The 20,242-nt window shown below is 42.8% G+C and carries 20 protein-coding genes; 7 read left to right on the top strand and 13 right to left on the bottom strand.

Going from position 1 to position 20,242, the window contains the following annotated elements:
- Nucleotides 1-92 precede the first annotated feature (92 nt).
- The 3 genes from arsC to CTT31_RS06710 are packed head-to-tail and all read left to right on the top strand — an operon-like array spanning nt 93 to nt 1,425.
- Nucleotides 93-440, top strand: a complete 348-nt coding sequence (arsC, locus tag CTT31_RS06720) for an arsenate reductase (glutaredoxin) (protein ID WP_260492237.1) — start codon at nt 93-95, stop codon at nt 438-440.
- Entirely contained in the window at nt 440-991 is a 552-nt protein-coding gene (gene wrbA / locus CTT31_RS06715; RefSeq protein WP_260492236.1) for an NAD(P)H:quinone oxidoreductase, read from the top strand. Before arsC ends, wrbA begins: the two co-directional genes overlap by 1 nt.
- Nucleotides 988-1,425 (top strand): DUF2069 domain-containing protein, encoded by a 438-nt coding sequence (locus CTT31_RS06710; protein WP_010375505.1) that lies wholly within the window; start codon nt 988-990, stop codon nt 1,423-1,425. Before wrbA ends, CTT31_RS06710 begins: the two co-directional genes overlap by 4 nt.
- 95 nt (nt 1,426-1,520) lie before the next feature.
- Here CTT31_RS06710 and CTT31_RS06705 read toward each other — a convergent pair whose 3' ends face one another.
- On the bottom strand, nt 1,521-2,855 hold the full coding sequence (locus tag CTT31_RS06705) for an ankyrin repeat domain-containing protein (RefSeq protein ID WP_260492235.1): 1,335 nt from the start codon (nt 2,853-2,855) through the stop codon (nt 1,521-1,523).
- 145 nt (nt 2,856-3,000) lie between these two features.
- Between CTT31_RS06705 and CTT31_RS06700 the strand changes: the two genes are divergently transcribed.
- Nucleotides 3,001-3,207 (top strand): DUF2897 family protein, encoded by a 207-nt coding sequence (locus CTT31_RS06700; protein WP_069019746.1) that lies wholly within the window; start codon nt 3,001-3,003, stop codon nt 3,205-3,207.
- 35 nt (nt 3,208-3,242) lie between these two features.
- Here the strand turns inward: CTT31_RS06700 and CTT31_RS06695 are convergent, their stop codons facing one another.
- Nucleotides 3,243-3,653, bottom strand: coding sequence for a hypothetical protein (locus CTT31_RS06695; RefSeq protein ID WP_017218873.1), 411 nt, complete (start codon nt 3,651-3,653; stop codon nt 3,243-3,245).
- A 106-nt stretch (nt 3,654-3,759) separates the two neighbouring features.
- Nucleotides 3,760-4,917: an endonuclease/exonuclease/phosphatase family protein gene (locus tag CTT31_RS06690; protein ID WP_260492234.1), complete on the bottom strand. Its 1,158-nt coding sequence runs from the start codon at nt 4,915-4,917 to the stop codon at nt 3,760-3,762.
- Nucleotides 4,918-5,084: 167 nt separating this feature from the next.
- On the opposite strand from CTT31_RS06690, the gene CTT31_RS06685 reads away from it, so the two are divergent.
- Entirely contained in the window at nt 5,085-7,103 is a 2,019-nt protein-coding gene (locus tag CTT31_RS06685; protein ID WP_260492233.1) for a hybrid sensor histidine kinase/response regulator, read from the top strand.
- A 45-nt stretch (nt 7,104-7,148) separates the two neighbouring features.
- On the opposite strand, the gene CTT31_RS06680 is transcribed toward CTT31_RS06685, so the two are convergent.
- The 3 genes from CTT31_RS06680 to CTT31_RS06670 all read right to left on the bottom strand — a co-directional run bounded on the left by CTT31_RS06680 (nt 7,149) and on the right by CTT31_RS06670 (nt 11,639).
- Entirely contained in the window at nt 7,149-8,120 is a 972-nt protein-coding gene (locus CTT31_RS06680; RefSeq protein ID WP_010375495.1) for an ATP-grasp domain-containing protein, read from the bottom strand.
- Nucleotides 8,121-8,289: 169 nt separating this feature from the next.
- Nucleotides 8,290-9,579, bottom strand: coding sequence for a Glu/Leu/Phe/Val family dehydrogenase (locus CTT31_RS06675; protein ID WP_260492232.1), 1,290 nt, complete (start codon nt 9,577-9,579; stop codon nt 8,290-8,292).
- A gap of 86 nt (nt 9,580-9,665) precedes the next feature.
- Complete coding sequence (locus CTT31_RS06670; RefSeq protein WP_260492231.1) at nt 9,666-11,639, bottom strand: UvrD-helicase domain-containing protein; 1,974 nt, start codon at nt 11,637-11,639, stop codon at nt 9,666-9,668.
- Nucleotides 11,640-11,829: 190 nt separating this feature from the next.
- Between CTT31_RS06670 and CTT31_RS06665 the strand changes: the two genes are divergently transcribed.
- On the top strand, nt 11,830-14,019 hold the full coding sequence (locus CTT31_RS06665; RefSeq protein WP_260492230.1) for a carbohydrate binding family 9 domain-containing protein: 2,190 nt from the start codon (nt 11,830-11,832) through the stop codon (nt 14,017-14,019).
- 19 nt (nt 14,020-14,038) lie between these two features.
- Here the strand turns inward: CTT31_RS06665 and CTT31_RS06660 are convergent, their stop codons facing one another.
- Together CTT31_RS06660 and CTT31_RS06655 are read right to left on the bottom strand one after the other, a co-directional pair.
- Complete coding sequence (locus CTT31_RS06660; protein ID WP_260492229.1) at nt 14,039-16,087, bottom strand: winged helix-turn-helix domain-containing protein; 2,049 nt, start codon at nt 16,085-16,087, stop codon at nt 14,039-14,041.
- A gap of 493 nt (nt 16,088-16,580) precedes the next feature.
- Nucleotides 16,581-17,042, bottom strand: coding sequence for an HPP family protein (locus CTT31_RS06655; protein ID WP_039492336.1), 462 nt, complete (start codon nt 17,040-17,042; stop codon nt 16,581-16,583).
- Nucleotides 17,043-17,152: 110 nt separating this feature from the next.
- On the opposite strand from CTT31_RS06655, the gene CTT31_RS06650 reads away from it, so the two are divergent.
- Nucleotides 17,153-17,683 carry a TetR/AcrR family transcriptional regulator gene (locus tag CTT31_RS06650; RefSeq protein WP_260492228.1) on the top strand — a complete coding sequence of 177 codons (531 nt, stop codon included), beginning with the start codon at nt 17,153-17,155 and terminating at the stop codon, nt 17,681-17,683.
- Here the strand turns inward: CTT31_RS06650 and CTT31_RS06645 are convergent.
- From CTT31_RS06645 to cyoC, 5 genes are all read right to left on the bottom strand, one after another.
- Nucleotides 17,673-17,984, bottom strand: coding sequence for a YciI family protein (locus CTT31_RS06645; RefSeq protein WP_045989089.1), 312 nt, complete (start codon nt 17,982-17,984; stop codon nt 17,673-17,675). The genes CTT31_RS06650 and CTT31_RS06645 overlap by 11 nt on opposite strands.
- Nucleotides 17,985-18,004: 20 nt before the next feature.
- Nucleotides 18,005-18,232 (bottom strand): hypothetical protein, encoded by a 228-nt coding sequence (locus tag CTT31_RS06640; RefSeq protein ID WP_260492227.1) that lies wholly within the window; start codon nt 18,230-18,232, stop codon nt 18,005-18,007.
- 138 nt (nt 18,233-18,370) lie between these two features.
- Entirely contained in the window at nt 18,371-19,249 is an 879-nt protein-coding gene (gene cyoE, locus CTT31_RS06635) for a heme o synthase (protein ID WP_260492226.1), read from the bottom strand.
- Nucleotides 19,250-19,262: 13 nt separating this feature from the next.
- Complete coding sequence (cyoD, locus tag CTT31_RS06630; protein ID WP_017218861.1) at nt 19,263-19,622, bottom strand: cytochrome o ubiquinol oxidase subunit IV; 360 nt, start codon at nt 19,620-19,622, stop codon at nt 19,263-19,265.
- Nucleotides 19,622-20,242, bottom strand: a complete 621-nt coding sequence (gene cyoC, locus CTT31_RS06625) for a cytochrome o ubiquinol oxidase subunit III (protein ID WP_010606488.1) — start codon at nt 20,240-20,242, stop codon at nt 19,622-19,624. The genes cyoD and cyoC overlap by 1 nt, the downstream gene beginning before the upstream one ends.

Here is a 20,242-nt window from a genome sequence, read left to right as displayed (position 1 = left end):
TAAGCCAATTTTCTCGCACATCGCTTTTCGTCATCTCTACATTAAGCTATGATCCGCTTACATTACGACTTAGAGCAAAATAGAGCGAAATCATGTCAGTAGAAATCTATCACAACCCGCGCTGTTCAAAATCACGTGAAACCCTAGCTTTACTAGAGTCCAATGGCGTTAATCCTACCGTTATTGAATACCTAAAGACGCCAATTGATAGTGACACTTTGGCTAATTTACTTTCTAAACTTGGATTTAGTTCTGCTCACCAGCTCGTCCGCAGCAAAGAGACGCTCTACAAAGAGCTTGGACTATCGAAAGACTCGGACGAAGCGACGCTGCGCACAGCCATGCTTGAAAACCCTAAACTGATTGAGCGTCCTATCGTTGTCAACGGTGATAAGGCGGCAATTGGCAGGCCTCCAGAGTCAGTGCTTGATATCCTGTAATGAGTAAAATTCTTATTTTATACCACTCTAGCCATGGCTCTGTGGCGAATATGGCGCACGAATTTGCAGACACCATAGTGTCACAAGGCGGTGAATCCATAGTACGCGTTTTTGAGAAACGTCACGACCATGATGTGGTCGTAACAAAGCAAGATTTAGTAGCGTGCGACGGTTTGGCGTTTGGCACTCCTACACGCTTTGGTATGATGGCAGCTCAAGCGAAAGCGTTTTGGGAAACCACCAGCGATTTGTGGCTTAAAGGCGCGCTCATCGATAAACCAGCCTGCGTATTTTCTTCTTCAAGCAGTATGCACGGTGGCAATGAGGCTACTCTACTCAACCTCTCTTTACCGTTATTACACCACGGCATGATGTTGTTAGGTATCCCCTATGATGTTCCAGAGCTTTTGGCGACCGAAATGGGTGGGACGCCTTACGGTGCAACACATGTTGCAGGCAGCCAAAACAATACTTCTCTCACTCAAACAGAAATCAAAATTTGTCGTGCAGCAGCGAGTCGACTGCTACGCGTCGCGGAAAAGTTAACATGAATGAAATTGCAAAAAAGCCCATCACTAGACGCTTTCAACTCTGTGCGCTAGTCGGGTATTTTGGTCTCCTGATCCTAATGCCACTGTGGCTCTTTGTGCTTGCACCAAGAGAAGGTTACAGCTTGGGTTTTGTCTTTGTGGTGTACGTTTTGCCTTTATTACTCCCGCTTAAAGGTATTTTGCAAGATAAGCCATACACTTATGCGTGGGCAAACTTTGTCGTGATGTTTTATTTTATCCACGGCTTTACCCTGTTGTGGACATCTCCTGACGAGCTAGTGTTAGTCCTGCTTGAGATTGGCTTTGCAACATCCATGTTTATTGGTTGCACTTACTATGCAAGGCACAGAGGCCAAGAGTTAGGATTGAAGATCCGCAAGTTAAAAGAAGACCTTGCTGACGAAAAGGCAGCTCACGAACATAAAGAGTCATAATCTCGCTTGCGTAGCTAGATTAAAAAAGCGCAGTCTTCAATGAAGCAACTGCGCTTTTTTCGTATTCATGCCTTGGTATTATTCGATATGGTACGCTACTGCAACGAGAGTACAGCTATCAACACCAATACTGAAAACAATACCTGCACACCAATACTAAGCCAAGCTAACGCATTTACCCCGATAAGTGACCAAGGTGTTGAGCTATTCGGGTATAGAGGGTTACTGCGTTTTCGTCTCGCAAAAACAAAAATTGCGATAGAAGCAGCCGTAGTGACAAGTGTTGCAATGGTTTTTTCATCAACCTCATCAGTAAAAAATAAAAATAACTGAAGTGGTAGCAAAATAGCAGCAAAGGCATAAAGAATATGGACGGTTTTAATTTTTTGATACTTTGCCTCGTTAGAAAGCTCGATAATCCCGTGCTGTTCAAATGTTTGCTTAGAAGTAAGCGCCTGATTTTTCATAGCCACACGGTAAGGGGTGTCGCCATGAATATCCGCAAGCGTCGGGTCATCACCATGTTCAAAAATCATTTCGATCATAGCAGCAGAGTTCGATGCCGCCGCATAATGCATTAAGTTCCTGCCCGATTCGTCCAACTCATTTACTTTATGGTGCGGCAACATGGTTTCAACTGCACTCACAAAACCATTTTCAACCGCTAACATAATGGCAGAGCGCCCGTTGCTATCTCTTGCGGTTCCTTTCGCGCCCTGCGTTACCAGTGTAATAATCGCTGATTGCTTCACCTGTTGCTGGGTTAGCTGGAACAATAGCGCTTGTTCCAAAAGACCCGTCACTTCATCTTTGTCACACATCGCGCAAAGCAGCTCAAAAGTCTGCTGTCCATCCAGCAAACTATCCGTTGCTAGTTTAGCAGTAGCTGCTCGGTCAAGCAGACAAGTATCAATATGAGTCAATAGTGTCGTCTGTATTGCCTCTGAGCTGTTGCACCACAGAGCAACAATTTCTTTCGCACTAAACTTAAGCCCTTTCTCCAATAGCCATATCAGCGTTTTTTCATAATGTTTGTCACAGAGCAACTCCACAAACGATAAACTTTGCTCTTGTACCTGAGCTTGAATGTTAGAGTACTGACCAAGACGCTGAATAAGAGTTTTTATTAGCTCATCCTGATCAGTATCATTTTCCTCAATGTGTTGAATTACGCTATTAACGTATTGACGCTGTTTATCGTCATAGTCATCAATATGCTGAAAATAACAGGCTTCGAACGGCTCTAGCGGTCGTAGCCAAGCGAGGTAAAATAAAGGAGGTAGAACAGTGGTCGTTACGCCCTGCTCATCTTTCATTTGTTGGCAATTCGGCCATGCCTCTATGGCATCTAGAATGTAAGCACCGTTTTGTTCGATTAACCCCTTTAACAGCATGGGATACTGGGCAGGCCAAATTAACACTTGTTCCATGAATGCGCTATTATCCTCAGAATGTAAATATATGCAGCATAATTATCGCGAAATGACTAGGTGGTGAATAATATCAACAGTCGCGCTAAAATGCTCACCTATTTCAGGACAAATTTAAAAAATAGGGCTTTTTTGAGGAGCTAGAATGGGCAATCAATTAGAAACATGGCAAGTGATCTTGATCATTGCTGGTGTGTTAGGGGTGATTTGGAGCAATATTGCGTTGTTAAAATATTCCGCCAAATTTGAAATGAAAAAGAAAATAGACGAGCAAACGGCGCCTTTTGACAAAGATAAGGTAACATCCAAAAACAACACGCCTCAAAATAATCCAAAAAAGGATGAAGATTGAAGCATGTTGCGACGTTAGACGTGCTGACTAATCATTCATCCACATTTGAAATTTAATCGCACATCATAAGGCTTACCGAGCGCACCATCGGCTATTCCTCCACCTATGGTCATTGCAGCCCCTGCATCATCGACACTATTTCGACCAAAAATCCACATTGCCATACCAGCAGCCTCAACGGCGTTAGCTACGCCTTTTTGCGTGATATAAGTACTCTCAGGCGTATCACTGTTATAAATGATATCTAGATTCACAACATACGCGACCATATCAGCTTGTTTGCAATAGTGTCTGGCCTGCTTTAATGCCTCTTTACTACCCGCATCACGGCTGTCGGAAAATAACATAATATTATGCACACCATCAGACGATGGACGCACATCATCATGATGAGCACACCCGGATAACCAAACCGCTAAACCAACACTTAATAGAATTCTTTTCATCACACTCTCCTATTCATTAAGTGCAAGCTTAAGGGTTATTTCGGTTTAGTTCCGTTAGTCATTGTTTAAATTTGTAATAAGCGACACAATTGACCAATCACTGCGGTCACTTAACTTCCACGTCTACCCAAACTAAACGGTGATCGGAGCTGGCATGACGACTTTCCACTAAACGGAATAATTCATCTTCTTTGCTTGGCCAGAAAACCCCGCTGCTAATCACTCGAAAACCGAACTTGGATGGCAATACGTAATCTACACGAGCCCCCCAATGTGCGGTATAACTGCGACTCTCACTTTCCTTGCTATGTTCACTTCCCCCTCTGCTTTTTGGCGTAAAGTTCGAGAATACTTTAGGGTTATCTAATAATTGTTCTATCACGCCTGGTCTATGCTTATCGCCTTTATCAGCAGCGTTTAAATCACCGACGATGATAAATCGTGTATCATTTTTAAGGCCACCTTTAACACCATTGTCATCATAAATGTACTGGCTACGTTTAGGGTCGATATAATCAGCCATTAAGCGGATCTCATCGTGATTTCTGTTGCCATTCCTATCCTCTTCACCATCAAAGACAGGGGGAGTTGGGTGCATAGCCAACAGGTGAAACAATTTACCATTCACTTCAATTGGCAGATCCCAGTGAGATTTTGAGCTTAGCCTCAAGCTTTGCCACTCTTGCTCACTATACCAAGGCTGTCTCGTCGTCGGATCTATTGTCACCATATGGTTTGGCATATCTTTCCAAAGAAATGCCTGCAAAGTTCGGGCCTGCTCTTTTTTAATCGGGTACTTTGACAGCACAACCATCCCATATTGCCCCTCATATAACCCAAACCCTTGGGCATCACCGCCATAGTTAGATTGCTTACCGTCATTATCTAAATCATACGGTGTTGGTAATCCAGTATTGACTGGCGCAATATAAAAATAAGGGTACGATATCGGCTGCTGATCCGCTTGAGGTTGTGCTAGATAGTTATTTACAAATGCCTGTACACCTTTATTTGGTTCAGCGATGTAATCAAATTCATTGAGCAGCATCACATCTGGACGAACACGCTGAATGATTTCTGCAATATTCTTGATTTGTTGATGTTGACCATTTTGTAGCAACTTACTGAGCTTTTGAGAGTCCAGTGCTTGCCCTTTTTGTTGATAGTTCGTTGCTTCCATACTGACATTAAAGGTAGCAACACGAAGTGTTTGTGCACTTACGACCGTTGTCATTAATAAAAAAAGTAGACCTACGTATTTCATAGATTTGCCTTAAAAAATTGTGATAAATCCCGCGATGACTATTTTATTCATAATCCTTTGAAAAACGGAAATTATCTCGACAGACTCAAACGATTTAATGTTGGCAAGTTAGCAAAGAGCGGTTAAAGTTAAATGATTAACTGCCTTGTACTGCCAATGTGAAATTTGTGAGTATTTTAAAACGATTACACCTCATCACCACAAACCAAGACACCACATTTGAAGAAAAAGTGACGGCGCTGCTGACTCTTGGCCTCGATGTATTTGAGCTTGATATTGCAATCGTCAGTGAAATCCAAGCTGATGTATACACTGTAAGGCATGTGATCACTCCAGATAATTCTTTGTTGGTAGGTACGGATTTTGAACTGGCAAACACCTATTGCTGGCACACTTTACAAGCTGACAGCGCACTGTCATTTCATCACGCTGGTACCAGCGAAATTGCCACTCATCCTTGCTACGCAAACTTTGGCCTAGAGAGCTACATTGGTGCGCCAATTATTGTTGATGGTAAACGCTATGGTACCGTCAACTTTTCCGCATCCAGTGCCAAAGCTCAGGCGTTCAGTCAAGAACACTTAGATTACGTGAGTTTATTAGGTCAATGGATTGGTGTTGAAATTTCTCGGCAAAAGGCGTTAAAAAAGATACAACACCGCTCACAAGCATTAGCAGCGATGAGTCGTCTTGCTGATATTGGCTCATGGGAAGTCGACTTTAAAAAGAACAAAGTGTATTGGAGCCAACAAACGCGACTCATTCATGGCGTTGATGATAACTTTACACCAACACTCAACAATGCCATCAGCTTCTACAAACCCGGCATTCACCAAGGAAACATTAAACAAGCCATAGATGACGCCATCACCTCCAAAACCAAATGGGACATAGAGTCCATTATTATTGATGCCAACGGCAACGAAAAGTGGGTCGCCTCTCACGGTCAAGGTGAATATGAAAATGGCGAATGCGTTCGGGTTTTTGGTGCAATTCAAGACATTGATGAACAAGTCAAAATGCGTATTGCATTAGAGCAAAAGCGCGAAGAAGCGGAGCAACTTCTTAAGACTCGAAGTGAATTTATCGCCAAAATCAGCCATGAATTAAGAACCCCGCTGAATGGCTTAGTCGGCATGCTGCAAGCGTGCCGAAAAGAAACCGACATAAAAGAAATCAAGAGTAACCTGAGCGTCGCAGTCAACAGTGCAGATATGTTGATCACATTGATAAACGACGTATTAGACTTCAGTAAGTTAAATAGTAACAACCTGAAGCTAGACAATACCGCGTTTGATCTTCATCAGTTAGTCGAACAAGTTGTTGGCCTGTACAGTCCAGCCTGTCGCGAAAAAGGGCTTGCAATCAACTTCCATATTCATAAACAAGGCACAAATTGGCTCTATTCAGATCCGACACGAGTTAAACAAATTATTGCAAACCTCGTGAGTAACGCCATCAAATTTACACCAACGGGTAGTATCGATATTTATGCCGACGTGCTGGGAAGTGAAACTTCACCGGTTCTACAATTAAGTGTCTCAGACACAGGCATAGGGATTGCTAAGACCAATCAAGTACATCTTTTTCAGCCATTTAGCCAAGGCGATGCCAGTGTAAGTCGGCATTTTGGTGGTACTGGTCTTGGCCTTTCAATCGTATTTGAGCTTTGTAATTTGTTACAAGGCGAAGTACAGGTAGAAAGTGAGTTGGGTAAAGGAAGTACCTTTATCGTTACCTTCCCAATAGAGTTTGCAGACGAGGCCAACGACGTACAAGAGCAAAAGACTGAAGAGCAGCATATTTCCTTATCAGAATGTAAAATCCTGCTTGTAGATGATAATCAAATCAACGTACTGGTGATGGAAAAGTTACTGAATCAGTTTGGTGCAACTCACATCGACAAAGTTTATAACGGCGAGCAAGCCGTAAAATCATGCCAAGACAAAACCTTTGATATTGTGTTTATGGATTGCGTCATGCCGATTATGGATGGCTTTGAAGCCACTCGGAGTATTCGTCGGCTTGCAAAAGATAAACGCCAAGGACCACATATTATTGCGTTGACCGCCAATACTTCTGAGTCCGATAAGGCAGCCTGTTATGAAGCCGGCATGAATAACTTTCTGTCTAAGCCAATTCAGCTTGACGCACTAAGAGGCGCGCTTGAGCCCTTCACGCAATAAAAAAGGAGCTTGGCCTAGCTCCTTTCTTGTTATGACGTAGCGGTATTATTCCGCTGCTTTTTCTTTGCTCGCTTTAGTGCCGTTACTGCTCTTCTTTGATTGACCAGTGCGGTTAAAGATCCCTAAGCGAATTCGAATAAAGTGTAAAATCTCTCTCGCCACATCAATGTCTACAGCCTGTTCTAGCCCTTCAAAACCTGGACTTGAGTTTGCTTCACAAATTTTAAAATGCTCTTCATCGAATAATAAGTCGATGCCAGCAACATCTAGATTCAGGATATTAGCGGTCTGTGTTGCTAGCCATTCGATTTCAGGGGTGATCGGGTGTGGGCTACCTTTTGCACCTAAACTTACGTTGGCCTTAAAGTTCTTACCGCCAGAATTACGCTCCATACAAGCGACAGCACGGCCACCAATGGTCAATACACGTAAGTCTCGACCATGACTCGACTTCACAAAGCGCTGTAAAATGATATTTGCTTTTGGATTTGTCGCTTCAATAAGTTGCATCAAATCATCAAATTCACCGCGTGATTTAGACAAAAATACGCCGCTGCCCTGCGAGCCTGATAGCGTTTTAATCACCACCGGGAAACCAATTTGCTTCTCTACCAGTTCAATATTTACAGGGAACTTAACCAACATGGTTTTTGGTGTTGGTAAGTTTTGCTCTGCAAGGATCTGCTGCGCATACAGCTTATCTTTTACAGTTTCGATAGACTGTGAAGAGTTAAAACAATGTACGCCTAAACGCTCAAGGTGACGGATAATCGCAAGCGTAAAGTAAGTTGTGCCTGCCCCCATACGCGGCAGTACAAAGTCAGGTAACGCAACCGGCTGACCATCGATTAGAATACTTTCTTCATCTTCTCTGGTTACCAATAGATCAAATTGATCAGGTGAGTAAACTTGAAGATCAATACCTTCTTCCTTTGCCACCGCCATCAATCTATCTATTTCATAAATTTCAGGTTTTAACAAACTGGCAGAGTCTTTGTAAATGATCCAACCGCGCATACGAATTGCCCCTTGAGTAGCGGAATAAGAGGGTCGCTGTCGACACGAATTGTTAAGTGAAAACACCTAAGCAGGTTCGTGTATCACCGGCCCCCAAACAAAAGCGCGATTATGTGGACTCACCCGAAAACAGTACAGCAAAAAAAATTTATCGACACAATCTAAAAAACTACTCACGATTTTCAAAGTAAGATTGTGTCCCGTGGGCTTCCAAGGCGCTCTCAATCCGTTTTAACGCCAGTTTGTATACGGCATCTCGCATCTCAAGCCCTTCATCACTTCGCAGCTGCCACGCCGCTTCAAACGCACTCGATAAATATTGCGCCAATTTATTTTGCACAGTATGTTCGTCCCAGGCCTCACCTTGGCGATTCTGACACCACTCAAAATAGCTTACGATAACGCCGCCAGCATTAGCTAAAATATCAGGGATCACTATCACGCCCTGTTCATGCAAGGTTTCGTCGGCGTCCGCCTCAATGGGTCCATTGGCAATTTCGACAATATACTTTGCCGATACTGCTTTGGCGTTATCTCGGGTGATTGCGCCGGATAGCGCTGCGGGCACCAAAATGTCTACATCCAGCGCAAGCAGCTCTTCATTACTCAGCACTTTATGTTCAACGCTTTCACAGACCGAATCATCACAGTACACGGCTTTAAGTGCCTTATTGCGTTGCTTTTCTTGATAAATGCTTTCTATATCTAAGCCATCTTTACAGTAAATCCCGCCTTTTGAATCGCTTACTGCAACGACTTTATAGCCCGCTTGCTGCAATAGCCTTGCACAGTGATAGCCACCATTACCAAAGCCTTGAATAGCTACTGTTTGTTCCGCTTTATTCCAATTATTTTTTTCACTAAGCCGCTCTATCATTAAAAATGCACCGCGACCCGTGGCGGACTCTCGCCCTTCACTCCCTCCAAAAATAAGCGGTTTACCAGTGATCACGGCTGGACTTTTTTTACGGACGATTTTCTCGTATTCATCCATCATCCAACCCATGACTCTGGCATTGGTGTACACATCCGGTGCGGGAATATCTTGATCGGGTCCAATAAAATCAGCATTAGCTCTAATATATGCTCGAGCAAGGCGCTCAAGCTCCATCGGACTCAGTGATTTAGGGTCAACGGTTACGGCACCTTTACCACCGCCAAATGGCACGCCAACCGCCGCACACTTTAGTGTCATCCAAAGGGCTAAAGCTTGCACCTCACTCATATCAGACTCTTGGTGAAAGCGTATTCCGCCTTTTGTTGGGCCTAGCAAATCATTGTATTGACAACGATACGCCTTAAAATAGTCAAGCTTACCGTTGTCACGACGAATTGAGATATTGCTCGACAGCGTTCTTTGGGGCTGGGCTAACGCTTGATAGGTAGACTCGTTAATTCCTGTTTTTTCGACTATATGGTTTAATCTTTTCAACGCGTCTTGTAGTAGATCCGTACTCATCCTTTCCTCGCTTATTTTTTAATTCAACAAGTAACTGTATGAGTGCATGGCGCAAAAAGATCAAGTCCATCAACAGGGATTAATAATTATGCGATTTCCTCTAAAAAGTAAGAAGGTGCATCGTTTGGCGCTAATAAAAAGCATTGTTTCTTCGCTCTGGTTAACGCCACATAGAATAAGCGTCGCTCTTCTGCGTCGGGAAATGCCCCTTGTGCAGGTAAAAGCGCATCGACAAATGCTGGCGTTTTTACCTGTGACGGAAAGTTTCTATGCTTGAGACCAAATACTATCGTAAAGTCTGCTTCAGTCCCTTTAGCACCGTGAAAGGTGTTATGTGAAATAATAAGTTCTGGATAGAGCTGCCGCCACTGCGCAATCTTTGATTTATCAGGTAATGCTCTGTGATTTCTCGCCAGTAAGATAACAGAAGCTTTTCCTTCGTTGCGCTGCTCGATAAGATTGAGCAGTTGTTGCGCCTGCGACAATTCGTCATCCACCATAACTTTTACCACACCCTGCCCCGCCACGCCGGTGGTATGAGAAGTGATATGCTTAGTTATTTGTTCTGGGTTGCGGCAAATAAACTCACTCGCCGTATCTAAAATGGTTTGAGGATAACGGAATGTTTTATCCAAATATGTGGTCGTCGACTTACCAAAATACCGAGTAAATTCGGTGGTTAGGCGCATATCGCCACCACTAAAGCGATAAATAGCCTGCCAATCATCACCAACGGCGAACAATTGCGAGCCGGCTTTTTTATCTAGCAGCACCTGAATGAGCTTTGCCCGCACACGGGAGATGTCTTGAAATTCGTCGACCAAGATGAACTTCCACGGTGAAATAAACTGACCAGACTCTACGTAATAAATAGCCCGCTCCAGCATGTCATCGAAATCGATGCTAGACTCATTGCTTAAATACAGCTGATATTCCGCAAGAACTGGCATGATCACACTCATTTGATTACTAAATTGCGTCAGCAGTTGCTCAACCTCACCCATTATTTGAGCATGCTTCATCAAAGGTAATACCTGACTTATCAGGTCTATCGCCTGTGACGCTTGCTGTGTGCTCGAACTTTTCAGAAATAGCGCAAAGTCTCGCTCAAAGTGGCTTTCTTGTCGCAACGACTGCACGGTGTCTGCAACAAATTGTTTAAATAGTTTTTTATCCGTTGCTAGATTTGAAATTGTCGGCTTTGCCCCTGTAACCGCTTCGATGATCTGCATGCCAAGCGAGTGAAAGGTAGAGCAATTTAAGGTATCACAGAGAGGCTGACAGCGCTGACGCATCTCCGTCGCGGCATCATTACCATACGCAAGCAATAACAGCTCATTCGCCTGAGCTAATTTACGATGCAAAAGATACCCAACTTTGGCCTTGATAACGCTTGTCTTACCCGTGCCAGCGCCAGCAAGCAGTAATTGCCTGTCATCCTGGATCACACAAGCCTTACGCTGAGCTACTGTAAGGGGATTTGATTCAACGCTGTCAAAATAGTTAGCGTCTTTTGCCAAGTAGTGTTCGACAAAAGCAGACTGAAACTCAGCAATATCACGCTCATTCCAAAGTGCAATTTCTCGTACTGTTGCTATTTGAGGCTTTAACGAACTTGGCACGATATTGTCATCTAGGTGCTGCCAGCTGGACCATAAGGCACTGCAAACATGACGTACTAGAGTTTGATTATGATGGCTGAGATATCGACGCGTTAATAACTGCTCGATTTTACGAATTTTGACTTGCAAGTGCTTGCCATGGTGTAAGATCCACAGTCGTTGCAATTGTTGCACTAACTCATCTGCACCTTGATTTTTAACACTTAACACATAGGTCTCGTGACCCTGTTTGATCAGGACTTTTTGAGCAAGCCAACCACGCTGAGGTGCTGGCGGAACTGTCATAGCGCTAAAGGGGATGAAACTGTCAGCAGATTTCGACTTAAGGTGGAGGCCTTCTTTCGTACATTTGGCACTACGTACCCCATAAAACAGCCGACTAAAGAGATGTAATGCTATCAATTGGTCAATCAGACAAAGTAATTCCGTTGCAGCCATGCTAGCACGAAACCCAAAAACGCGCTTAATGAAATTTTGTCATTGCTATTTATTACCATTGATTTCAATTAACTAGACACCTTTTCATCACCATAAATCACCTTTTTGTCATCACAATTCTCGCCTTTATCACTTCTTTATACAGCGACTGCTGCATCATTTATCTATCCATCGTAATGAGAAAAATAATATGAAAAGTACTTTTAGCCAGAAACCCCACTTGATTGCGCTTTGCGTCTTATCCTGCATTACTTCCTCTTATAGTGAAGCAAATTGGCAACAGTTCACTCAGCCCGAAACACATATACCTAAAACCAATATCAAGCCCATTATTGATGGCAAGTTATCTAAAAGTGAATGGCAAGATGCGAGGCTGATTGAGGATTTTGTGGTATTTAGACCCAATGTTGGAGACCAGCCCACTCATAATATCGAAGCATATGTCAGCTATGACAGTGAATTCTTTTACGTGGCAGCAAAAATTTACCAACCAAAACATACATTGACCGACAGAGTACTCTCCCAAGGTGAATATATGTGGGACGAAGATTACTTTGGTCTAGTGCTCGACACAAATTTCGATAAATCCGATGCATATTTATTTCACGTCACTCCCTCCGGAGTAAAAGAGGATGGCCTTGTTGATGGCACCAGCTATATCGCACAGTGGAAAACGCTTTGGCATGCCAAAACTTCCGTAGAAGCAAACAGTTGGTCAGTTGAGATTGCGATCCCAATGCAATCCATCTCATTTGAGCAAAATGCCGCACTATGGGGGTTGCAGTTAAGGCATAGAACAGCAAGCCCGAACACGCAGATTTACTGGAACGTCAATAACCCCAACAATTATGCTTGGCACACTAATCAACTGGCACCAATCAGCGGTCTTCGCAACTTGAAGCAAGGTATCGGCCTAGAGCTAAAACCAAGCCTAGCACTAAAAAGCACTAATAATGAAAAAAGCGAGCTCACTCCTGCACTTGATGTGTTATACAAGCTCACTCCAAACCTATCAGCCATGCTGACTCTCAACACTGATTTTTCTGGCACAGAAGTGGACGAAGTCCCTTTAAATACCACTAGGTTTAGTCAGTACTTTACTGAAAAACGTGATTTTTTCCTGCAAGATAGTCAAATTTTCCGCTTTGGTGGCATGGATGATACCTATTCAAATGGCATGCCTTTCTATTCAAGGCGCATTGGGCAAGGTCGCCAATCCGGTCTGTTAGACATCAACTGGGGTACTAAGCTTACCGGGCAAATTGGTAACACCCGCCTAGGCATATTGAGCGTAAACCAAGAGCAAGATGCCATGCAGTCAGAAGATACTCAATTAAGTGTTGCCCGTATCATTCACCAAGTTGTAGACAAACATCAAATAGGCGCAATAGTGACGCACGGTAGCCCCAATGACCAATCAGATAGCACGCTATTCGGTGCAGACTATCGTTATCAAGGAAATATATTTGAACAGTTTCCTGTTGATGCACATGCCTATTATCAGGAAGCGGAATCGGCGTCACACAATGCTATTTCTAATGAAGATAATAAGTCTTACGGTGCGTCGATGCGCCTGCTCAGTGATACATTTTACATGCGCAACCGTTTTCAGTATGTAGGAAAGAACTTTAATCCTACTTTAGGTTTTGTGAACAGGAAAGATCTAAAATACTATGAAACGGTGAGTCACTACAGAATACGACCGCAATCAGGTTGGTTAGGTGAGCAGGTTAATTACTACCAATTTACCGGCTTTTATTATTTATGGGAGGACACGCAAGGTAAGCGTGAAGGACAAAGCATTTTTATAAGACCGCTACAAATCGATTTTAAAAGTGATGATTTTTTCTTCTTCACGCACAATCGCTATCAAAGGATGTTAACAAAACCCTTTAGCTTTACGAATAAACTCACTTTTGTGCCTAAGGAATATAATTACAACCAAAACGAAATTTACTTCAGTAGTGCCAATAGCAGACCTATTTATGTCACTTCCCGCATCACTAAGGGAGAATTTTATGATGCTGAGCTAGAGCGAGTCAGTCTTGACCTAAACTACCGCCCGAACAGACATCTATTTTTAAACTTGAGTCGTAATATGTATTACTATGAAAGAGATGGTATTAATGATCAGCTATTCAACACTCAGCTCAAAATTAACGTTGCATTTAACACTGAGTGGTCTTGGAATACGTTATTACAACACAATAACCAAACTAACAATTTCTCGCTATTTAGTCGGTTACGTTACGAGCCATCTCCAAATGCTGTCTATATCGCTAGCATCAATCGCGGTTACGACTTAGGATCTGGCTGGCATGAACGTGTAGAAACCACCGATGAGACGGCGATAAAACTAGCTTACACATATAGATGGTAAGGATCACATATTATTTTCTCTACTGTGCTCGGGTAGTGTATAAATCACTACTAAATGCCCGAGCACTGGCATAAATAATTTGACCATCTCTAACATCAAATCCGTAATAACCATCAAAACGCTTTTGGCTTAATCGCTGTAGCGAGTCATCATGAATCTTATAGGTAGTGAGTGTTGTCTCTTTATCGTTACCGGCATAAAGCACGCCTTTTTCTATAACACCTTGGTGAAAATGCGCTATTTCACCAAGTAAAGCCCCATTTTTCATCTGACCATTGAGAACATCAGCTAAGTTGAACCTATAAAGTTCGCTTTGCTGATTGTACACATACACAGACTTTTTATCTGTTTTATCAACCATTAGCCTTACCCATGATGAAGGGAGCTCTGCAACTAATTGTAGTTGACGGTTGTAGACTCTAACTTTACGCGTCTTATTTTGCTTCACTGTAATAGCAAATAACGTAGAATTAATCCAAGATTGGGCAAAGCCATAACCGTCTAAGTAGGTTTGCTGTGTTACCTTTCTCTCTTCATTGTCAAGCAACCACAATTGGTGATTATCGTGATTAAGTAGCACAAACCTATCATCGGGAGAGACAGAAAGGCCTCTCAATACTGCATGTTCTGCAATAGGAAAAATGGGTGTAGCTCGTTGTTCTGGAGCTTGAAAATAGATGTAACTATGACCAGCACGATTGGAAGCAAAGTAGATCCCGACTTGATCGTTTGCAAATGCAGGTAATCGCTCATTGCCGTTGCTATTATCTAACTCAAAACCTGCTGTTTGCCAATTTAGATCAATGTTTTTGTCGTATGTTGAGTAAATGTAATCTTTTTCATTGGGATGGCGCGCTAACTCACAACAAATTCTATCCCCCAAACTTACAAGCGTTTGTTCCTTGTCATTTTGCGTATTAAACAGTTGTAATTGGGTCGGCTTGGAAGCCGACACATAGACAACATCACCACCACCTTGTCCCCAAATTCCAAACTCAATTTGTTGCTGGATATCAGCTAGGATGGATAAAGTTTGCGACTCGATATCAAAGTCAAATAAGCGGCTGATGCCTTGGCTATTATGAGCTATTAATAACAAATCATTTGAATCGGGTTTTAAATCCACAGAGACAAAATGCCAATCTTGAGGCAAAGCAATGTTGACTAGCTCAACCCCACTTTCAAAATTAACTTTATATAATGTATTTCTATGCTCATGATTTCTGGCATGTCCCAACAACCATATCGCCTCTTGCTTGGTAGCATAGGTAAGCCGGTGAGCAACGAGATTGTCACAGCCTAACCGCTGAACATGTGCTCGCTCAATACTGTTTGCCTGTTCAGTAAAAGGAGCTTTGAACCAACCGCACTGACCTTCGTTATAACCATAAAAAATAAGACTTGTCGACGTTTGCGCAATTAAAGACTCAATGTAGTACTCTCCACTGCTCACTTCAGTACCAACATCATCGTGATTATTACCGAGATGTTTCATCCAAAGTGTATTCCCATGACCTCTAGTATCATTGATAAAACTCACTGAATTCCCTTTTGGGGCGACAACCAAACTACGCTTGGCACCCAAAACCCGAGTCAATACGCTGTTTTCACCATAACTCAGCTCAGTATCTTCAATACTGTTCCAAACGAAAACAGCAATAACGAGCAAACCGATCAACGCGCCACCAAGTACCTTATTATTATAACTAGAGCTGCTTTTCAAATATCTTTGATAATTAGGACCTTTAACATCACCGACCTTACTTATTGAAGCAATAAAGCGATAGCCCAGTTTAGGCACAGTTTGAATATATTGTGGAGATTTAGGGTCGTCATTTAGGGTTTTTCGTAAATTAGCAACCAATTTGTTGATAGCGTTATCGGTTACAATCACACCTTGCCAAATCGCATCTTGTAACTCATCCCGAGTAATTATTCGATTGGGATTGTCGAGGCAAAAAACCAGCAATGCGACCATTCTCGGATCAAGTGCGACAACTTGCCCGTGATATGTTAATTCATAGGCTCCAGTATCAAACTGAAACTCGCCAAATTGAATACGCTCCAAACTACATCTACTCCATGTAAGGCTTATTGTTATTCTTATTTACCAACCGACACTATAAGTTTGTTTGGCGTCAAATAATTAAAAAATATTTGAATCGTTAAAGTGTTTGCTAAAGCTTAGTCTATAACAATTACATTAAGTAAACGAGCCCTTTTGCAGCGAGGAAATGGCCTCTTAGTAAGGCTTCCACCCTTTGCAACCACCAATACGGTTACCTCTAAATAGGCCCAGCAAAAACTTTACTATGGTAACTACTCTTCGGATAACTAATGCCTTTCCAGCTAGATAAGAAAATAATTTAATGTGATAAAAAATAATACGTTAATCCATTTTTTTACCTAAACCTTAGGTTATTTCGTTGCGAAGCTTTTGACACATAGAATAGAGTATTTAGCCTTTTAAATTGGTTGGAAAGTGAATTTGATTGGTATTATGAGGACAGCAGACCATTGCAGTCTGCATATTAAATAAAGTGAAAATTGCGTGATTAGTATCAAGCAGCTGTTATTGTAGTTAGCTTTATTTTAGCCGCTAACGTTGCTTTACCAACCAGCACGAGCACCACTGCACCAATAATCACAGGCGTAAATAAAAAGCTCCAGCCCTCTAGTGCCAACATGATCAGTATTGGATTCGCGCCAGCCGGTGGGTGGGTGGTTTTTGTTACTAACATACTAAATACGCCAAGCCCCGTTGCTAATGCCAAAGTGAATTCGTTAACACCGATATACTGCGCAAAAATAATCCCGATTGTAGCGGTAATGATATGTCCAAATATGACATTTTTAGGCTGCGCTAGTGGGCTTTCAGGCACACCAAATACCAGCACTGCCGTCGCGCCCAAAGGTGCCATTAAAAAAATATGCTCAGCACTTATCGTTTGACTAAACGCCAATATTGCAATTGCGATAAACGCCCCTGCTCCAGCAATTAAAGCAAGTTGTATTTCTCTCATTGTATTCTTTCCCTTTCCAAAAGGTAGACCAACTTGTCTACCTCGCAAATAGTAGACAAGTTGGTCTACTTCTGTCAACCTATAATCACGCGAATAAACATGGCTGACTGATGAGTACAAAAAGACAACAACTGATCGATTGCGCAATGGGACTGTTTTATCAACATGGCATTCATGCCATTGGCATTAACGAAGTATTAAAGTCATCTGGCATTGCTAAAAAAACCCTGTACAACCATTTTGAGAGTAAAGAGGCGCTGGTGCTTGCAACACTTGAGCAGCGGCATCACCTATTTATATCTTGGTTATCTCGTTGCCTTGAAAATGCTCAAACGAATGAACAGCTCACAGAGCAGCTATTTTCAGCACTAGATCAGTGGATTAATAATAAAGTGGCGATGCTGGGCGATTTCCGTGGTTGTTACTTTATCAACACGGCGGTAGAATTTGGTGAGCTTACCAACCCAATAAATCAACTATGCCAGCGGCACAAACTTGCGGTAAAAACGTTACTTAAACAAGCGCTCAACGACGCTGATGATGCCGCTGTCGAGCGCTTGTTTCTATTGAGCGAAGGGATTATTTCAACGGCCTATACCTGTCACGATACGGACGTGGCCAAGCGGGCACTCAAGAATTAAGATATTTCTCTACTTCTGTAAAGCAAGATGCAAACTTGCTTGGTACAAACTCGATAATGTCATACCGAGCCACCTCGGCGACATAAAAGGGATCTTGACGAACAATATCAAGTAGCTCAGCTTCACTACTCGCCTTTGCCAAAATAACCCCACCAGTTCGTGGGATTTTTCTGCCAGAGGCGATAAAGGTACCATTGGCATAGAAGCGATCTAAAAACGCAATGTGAGGAGCGAGCAGCGGCTCTACCTGTTCAATTTCGGTAACATAAGTAAGGTTAACAATAAATATCGAAGCTGACATTAAGCTATTTTCCTGTGTGATTATGGTTCTGATTTAGGGGCTTTTTTACGTTGTTCTTGTTTGGCTTTCGCGACATTTTTAAAAACGGGTGGTGGAATAGGAAAAAGAGAAATGAGCGGCATTAAAGCCAAAAATAGATAGGCGCCTTTTGGCATTTTTTTGGCCCATATCACGACCTTAAAAAGTAAAAAGGACGCGATAAAAATCGCCGTAAATAACAACAATACTTCTGTGATCCCTATATCCATTATTATCTTCTCATCTATTCAATAAGCTTGATATGGAGATAAAACGGGTAAAAAGCAAGCGACGTAAAACAAATAAGATAAGAACGAAAAAAGGCCCTGTGGGCCTTTGGATTTTAGTTACTTTGGGATAATCTGCGATCAGTACAGCATCGCAGAAACTGTGCTGTGATTATCAATCGCCATCGCGATACTTAGGACTGTGATATTGACTATTGAGAATGCAAATACTTGCCTCGCCCAACCATGTAAATCTAAGTCTCTTTGGTATCCTTTTAGCGCCATCAATAACCACCAAAAACTGGTTGTACAGGCCACCGCCATAAATGCTATGCCGGTATAACCGCTAAGCGGTAGTAACATCACCACCAGTGCATAAATGGCGATATACAAAACAATGTGATGCTTGGCCTTTTCAACACCTCGCGCGACTGGCAACACCGGAATATTCGCGGCCCGGTAATCTTCAAAACGGAAAATCGCAATGGCGTAAGAGTGCGGCATTTGCCAAAGACAAAACATCAATAATAAAATGGCAGCGCCAGAGTCAAACACCCCGCTTACTGCGCAGTAACCAACCACAGGAGGCACTGCCCCAGACAGGCTACCAACCACCGTGCCATACACTGAGTTTCGTTTCATGTATAAGCTGTAAACACCGACATAAATAAAAAACCCAAATGCGGCAAAACCCAGCGCAATCCAATTGGTGAAATAGGCTAAGAGCCCAAAGCCAGATAATCCGAGTACCAGACTATGTGACAGTGCAGCAACTGAGGAAATTTCCCCAGTTACTGTCACGCGAGTTTTAGTGCGAGCCATTGCCGCATCGATATCCCTGTCGATGACATTGTTAACTACACAACCTGACGCAACGACTAAAGATAGCCCCAGTAGAGTCAAGGCAAATAGCAGCCAATCAACTTCACCTCGAGAGGCCAATAAAAAGCCTCCTGCGACTGAAATCAAGTTTCCCATAATGATCCCAGGTTTTGTCACCTGAAAATAACGACGCAGCATGACTACTCTCCTGTTAATACATCATCATGGCGTTCGATTCGTAGATGATCCAGACCGACAGCCCCACTACCATCACAATAATCAACGCACTAAAGATAAAGGAAAGCGTGCTTGCCTTGCCTTCTTCCGTAACAAAGTTCAGGTGTAAAAAGTACTTCAGGTGCACCCAAATTTGCACTAACGCGGTTGTCACTAACGTCCAAAATGTCGTGCTAGATGACAAGCTGCCACTCATCACGGCAGCAAAAGGAATGGCTGTCAAAATAACGGATAGCACAAAACCAATTAGATACGACTTCACACTACCGTGGCTGTCGTGTTCATGCTCATGAACATCCATCTGTGCTAACGCTTGAGATTCACTATGGCTCATTACATTGCCCCCATTAAATAAACAACGGTAAATACACAGATCCACACGATATCTAAAAAGTGCCAGAACAAGCTTAAGCAGCTCAAACGCGTTACCGTTTGTGGCTTAAGACCACGACGTGTCACTTCAATCATCATCACAGTCATCCAAATCAAGCCTGCCGTCACGTGCATGCCGTGCAGACCCACCAATGAGAAGAAAGAAGTCAGAAAAGCACTATGCTGCGGTCCATGACCATGTACTATTAAGTGATGGAATTCATATACTTCCATACCAATAAACACCGCACCAAAGGCAAATGTCACCGCAAGCCAAGATAAGGTTTGCGACTTTTTCTGCTTGTTTGCCGCTATCATGGCAAAACCAAAGGTAATACTACTTAACAGTAGGGCCGCGGTTTCAACCGCAACAAAGCCCAGCTCGAATATGTCTTTGCCAGACACCCCGCCTGCCGTGTTCATGTACAACACGGCATAAGTGGCAAAGAAAGAGGCAAACAACAAACAGTCCGTCATCAGATATAGCCAAAAACCGAATACGGTATTTGAACCTGTGTCATGATCTGCATGCTCGTGAGCATCTTCTAACGCATGCAGCGTAGCGGGAGTAATTGCACTCAT

The organism is Pseudoalteromonas maricaloris, assembly GCF_024746855.1.
Lineage (GTDB): Bacteria > Pseudomonadota > Gammaproteobacteria > Enterobacterales > Alteromonadaceae > Pseudoalteromonas > Pseudoalteromonas maricaloris.
Note: the sequence above shows the minus strand (reverse complement) of the source record. Positions and strands in the feature narration are given on the sequence as shown.

Excerpts from the sequence above, each read along its gene's own strand:
- CTT31_RS06690 (WP_260492234.1), bottom strand. The coding sequence starts at position 4,917 with ATGAAATACGTAGGTCTACTTTTTTTATTAATGACAACGGTCGTAAGT.
- cyoD (WP_017218861.1), bottom strand. The coding sequence starts at position 19,622 with ATGAGCCATAGTGAATCTCAAGCGTTAGCACAGATGGATGTTCATGAG.
- CTT31_RS06670 (WP_260492231.1), bottom strand. The coding sequence starts at position 11,639 with ATGGCTGCAACGGAATTACTTTGTCTGATTGACCAATTGATAGCATTA.
- cyoC (WP_010606488.1), bottom strand. The coding sequence starts at position 20,242 with ATGAGTGCAATTACTCCCGCTACGCTGCATGCGTTAGAAGATGCTCAC.
- CTT31_RS06695 (WP_017218873.1), bottom strand. The coding sequence starts at position 3,653 with ATGAAAAGAATTCTATTAAGTGTTGGTTTAGCGGTTTGGTTATCCGGG.
- CTT31_RS06640 (WP_260492227.1), bottom strand. The coding sequence starts at position 18,232 with ATGGATATAGGGATCACAGAAGTATTGTTGTTATTTACGGCGATTTTT.
- cyoE (WP_260492226.1), bottom strand. The coding sequence starts at position 19,249 with ATGCTGCGTCGTTATTTTCAGGTGACAAAACCTGGGATCATTATGGGA.
- CTT31_RS06710 (WP_010375505.1), top strand. The coding sequence starts at position 988 with ATGAATGAAATTGCAAAAAAGCCCATCACTAGACGCTTTCAACTCTGT.
- CTT31_RS06645 (WP_045989089.1), bottom strand. The coding sequence starts at position 17,984 with ATGTCAGCTTCGATATTTATTGTTAACCTTACTTATGTTACCGAAATT.
- CTT31_RS06675 (WP_260492232.1), bottom strand. The coding sequence starts at position 9,579 with ATGAGTACGGATCTACTACAAGACGCGTTGAAAAGATTAAACCATATA.
- CTT31_RS06650 (WP_260492228.1), top strand. The coding sequence starts at position 17,153 with ATGAGTACAAAAAGACAACAACTGATCGATTGCGCAATGGGACTGTTT.
- CTT31_RS06680 (WP_010375495.1), bottom strand. The coding sequence starts at position 8,120 with ATGCGCGGTTGGATCATTTACAAAGACTCTGCCAGTTTGTTAAAACCT.
- wrbA (WP_260492236.1), top strand. The coding sequence starts at position 440 with ATGAGTAAAATTCTTATTTTATACCACTCTAGCCATGGCTCTGTGGCG.
- CTT31_RS06655 (WP_039492336.1), bottom strand. The coding sequence starts at position 17,042 with ATGAGAGAAATACAACTTGCTTTAATTGCTGGAGCAGGGGCGTTTATC.
- arsC (WP_260492237.1), top strand. The coding sequence starts at position 93 with ATGTCAGTAGAAATCTATCACAACCCGCGCTGTTCAAAATCACGTGAA.
- CTT31_RS06700 (WP_069019746.1), top strand. The coding sequence starts at position 3,001 with ATGGGCAATCAATTAGAAACATGGCAAGTGATCTTGATCATTGCTGGT.
- CTT31_RS06665 (WP_260492230.1), top strand. The coding sequence starts at position 11,830 with ATGAAAAGTACTTTTAGCCAGAAACCCCACTTGATTGCGCTTTGCGTC.
- CTT31_RS06705 (WP_260492235.1), bottom strand. The coding sequence starts at position 2,855 with ATGGAACAAGTGTTAATTTGGCCTGCCCAGTATCCCATGCTGTTAAAG.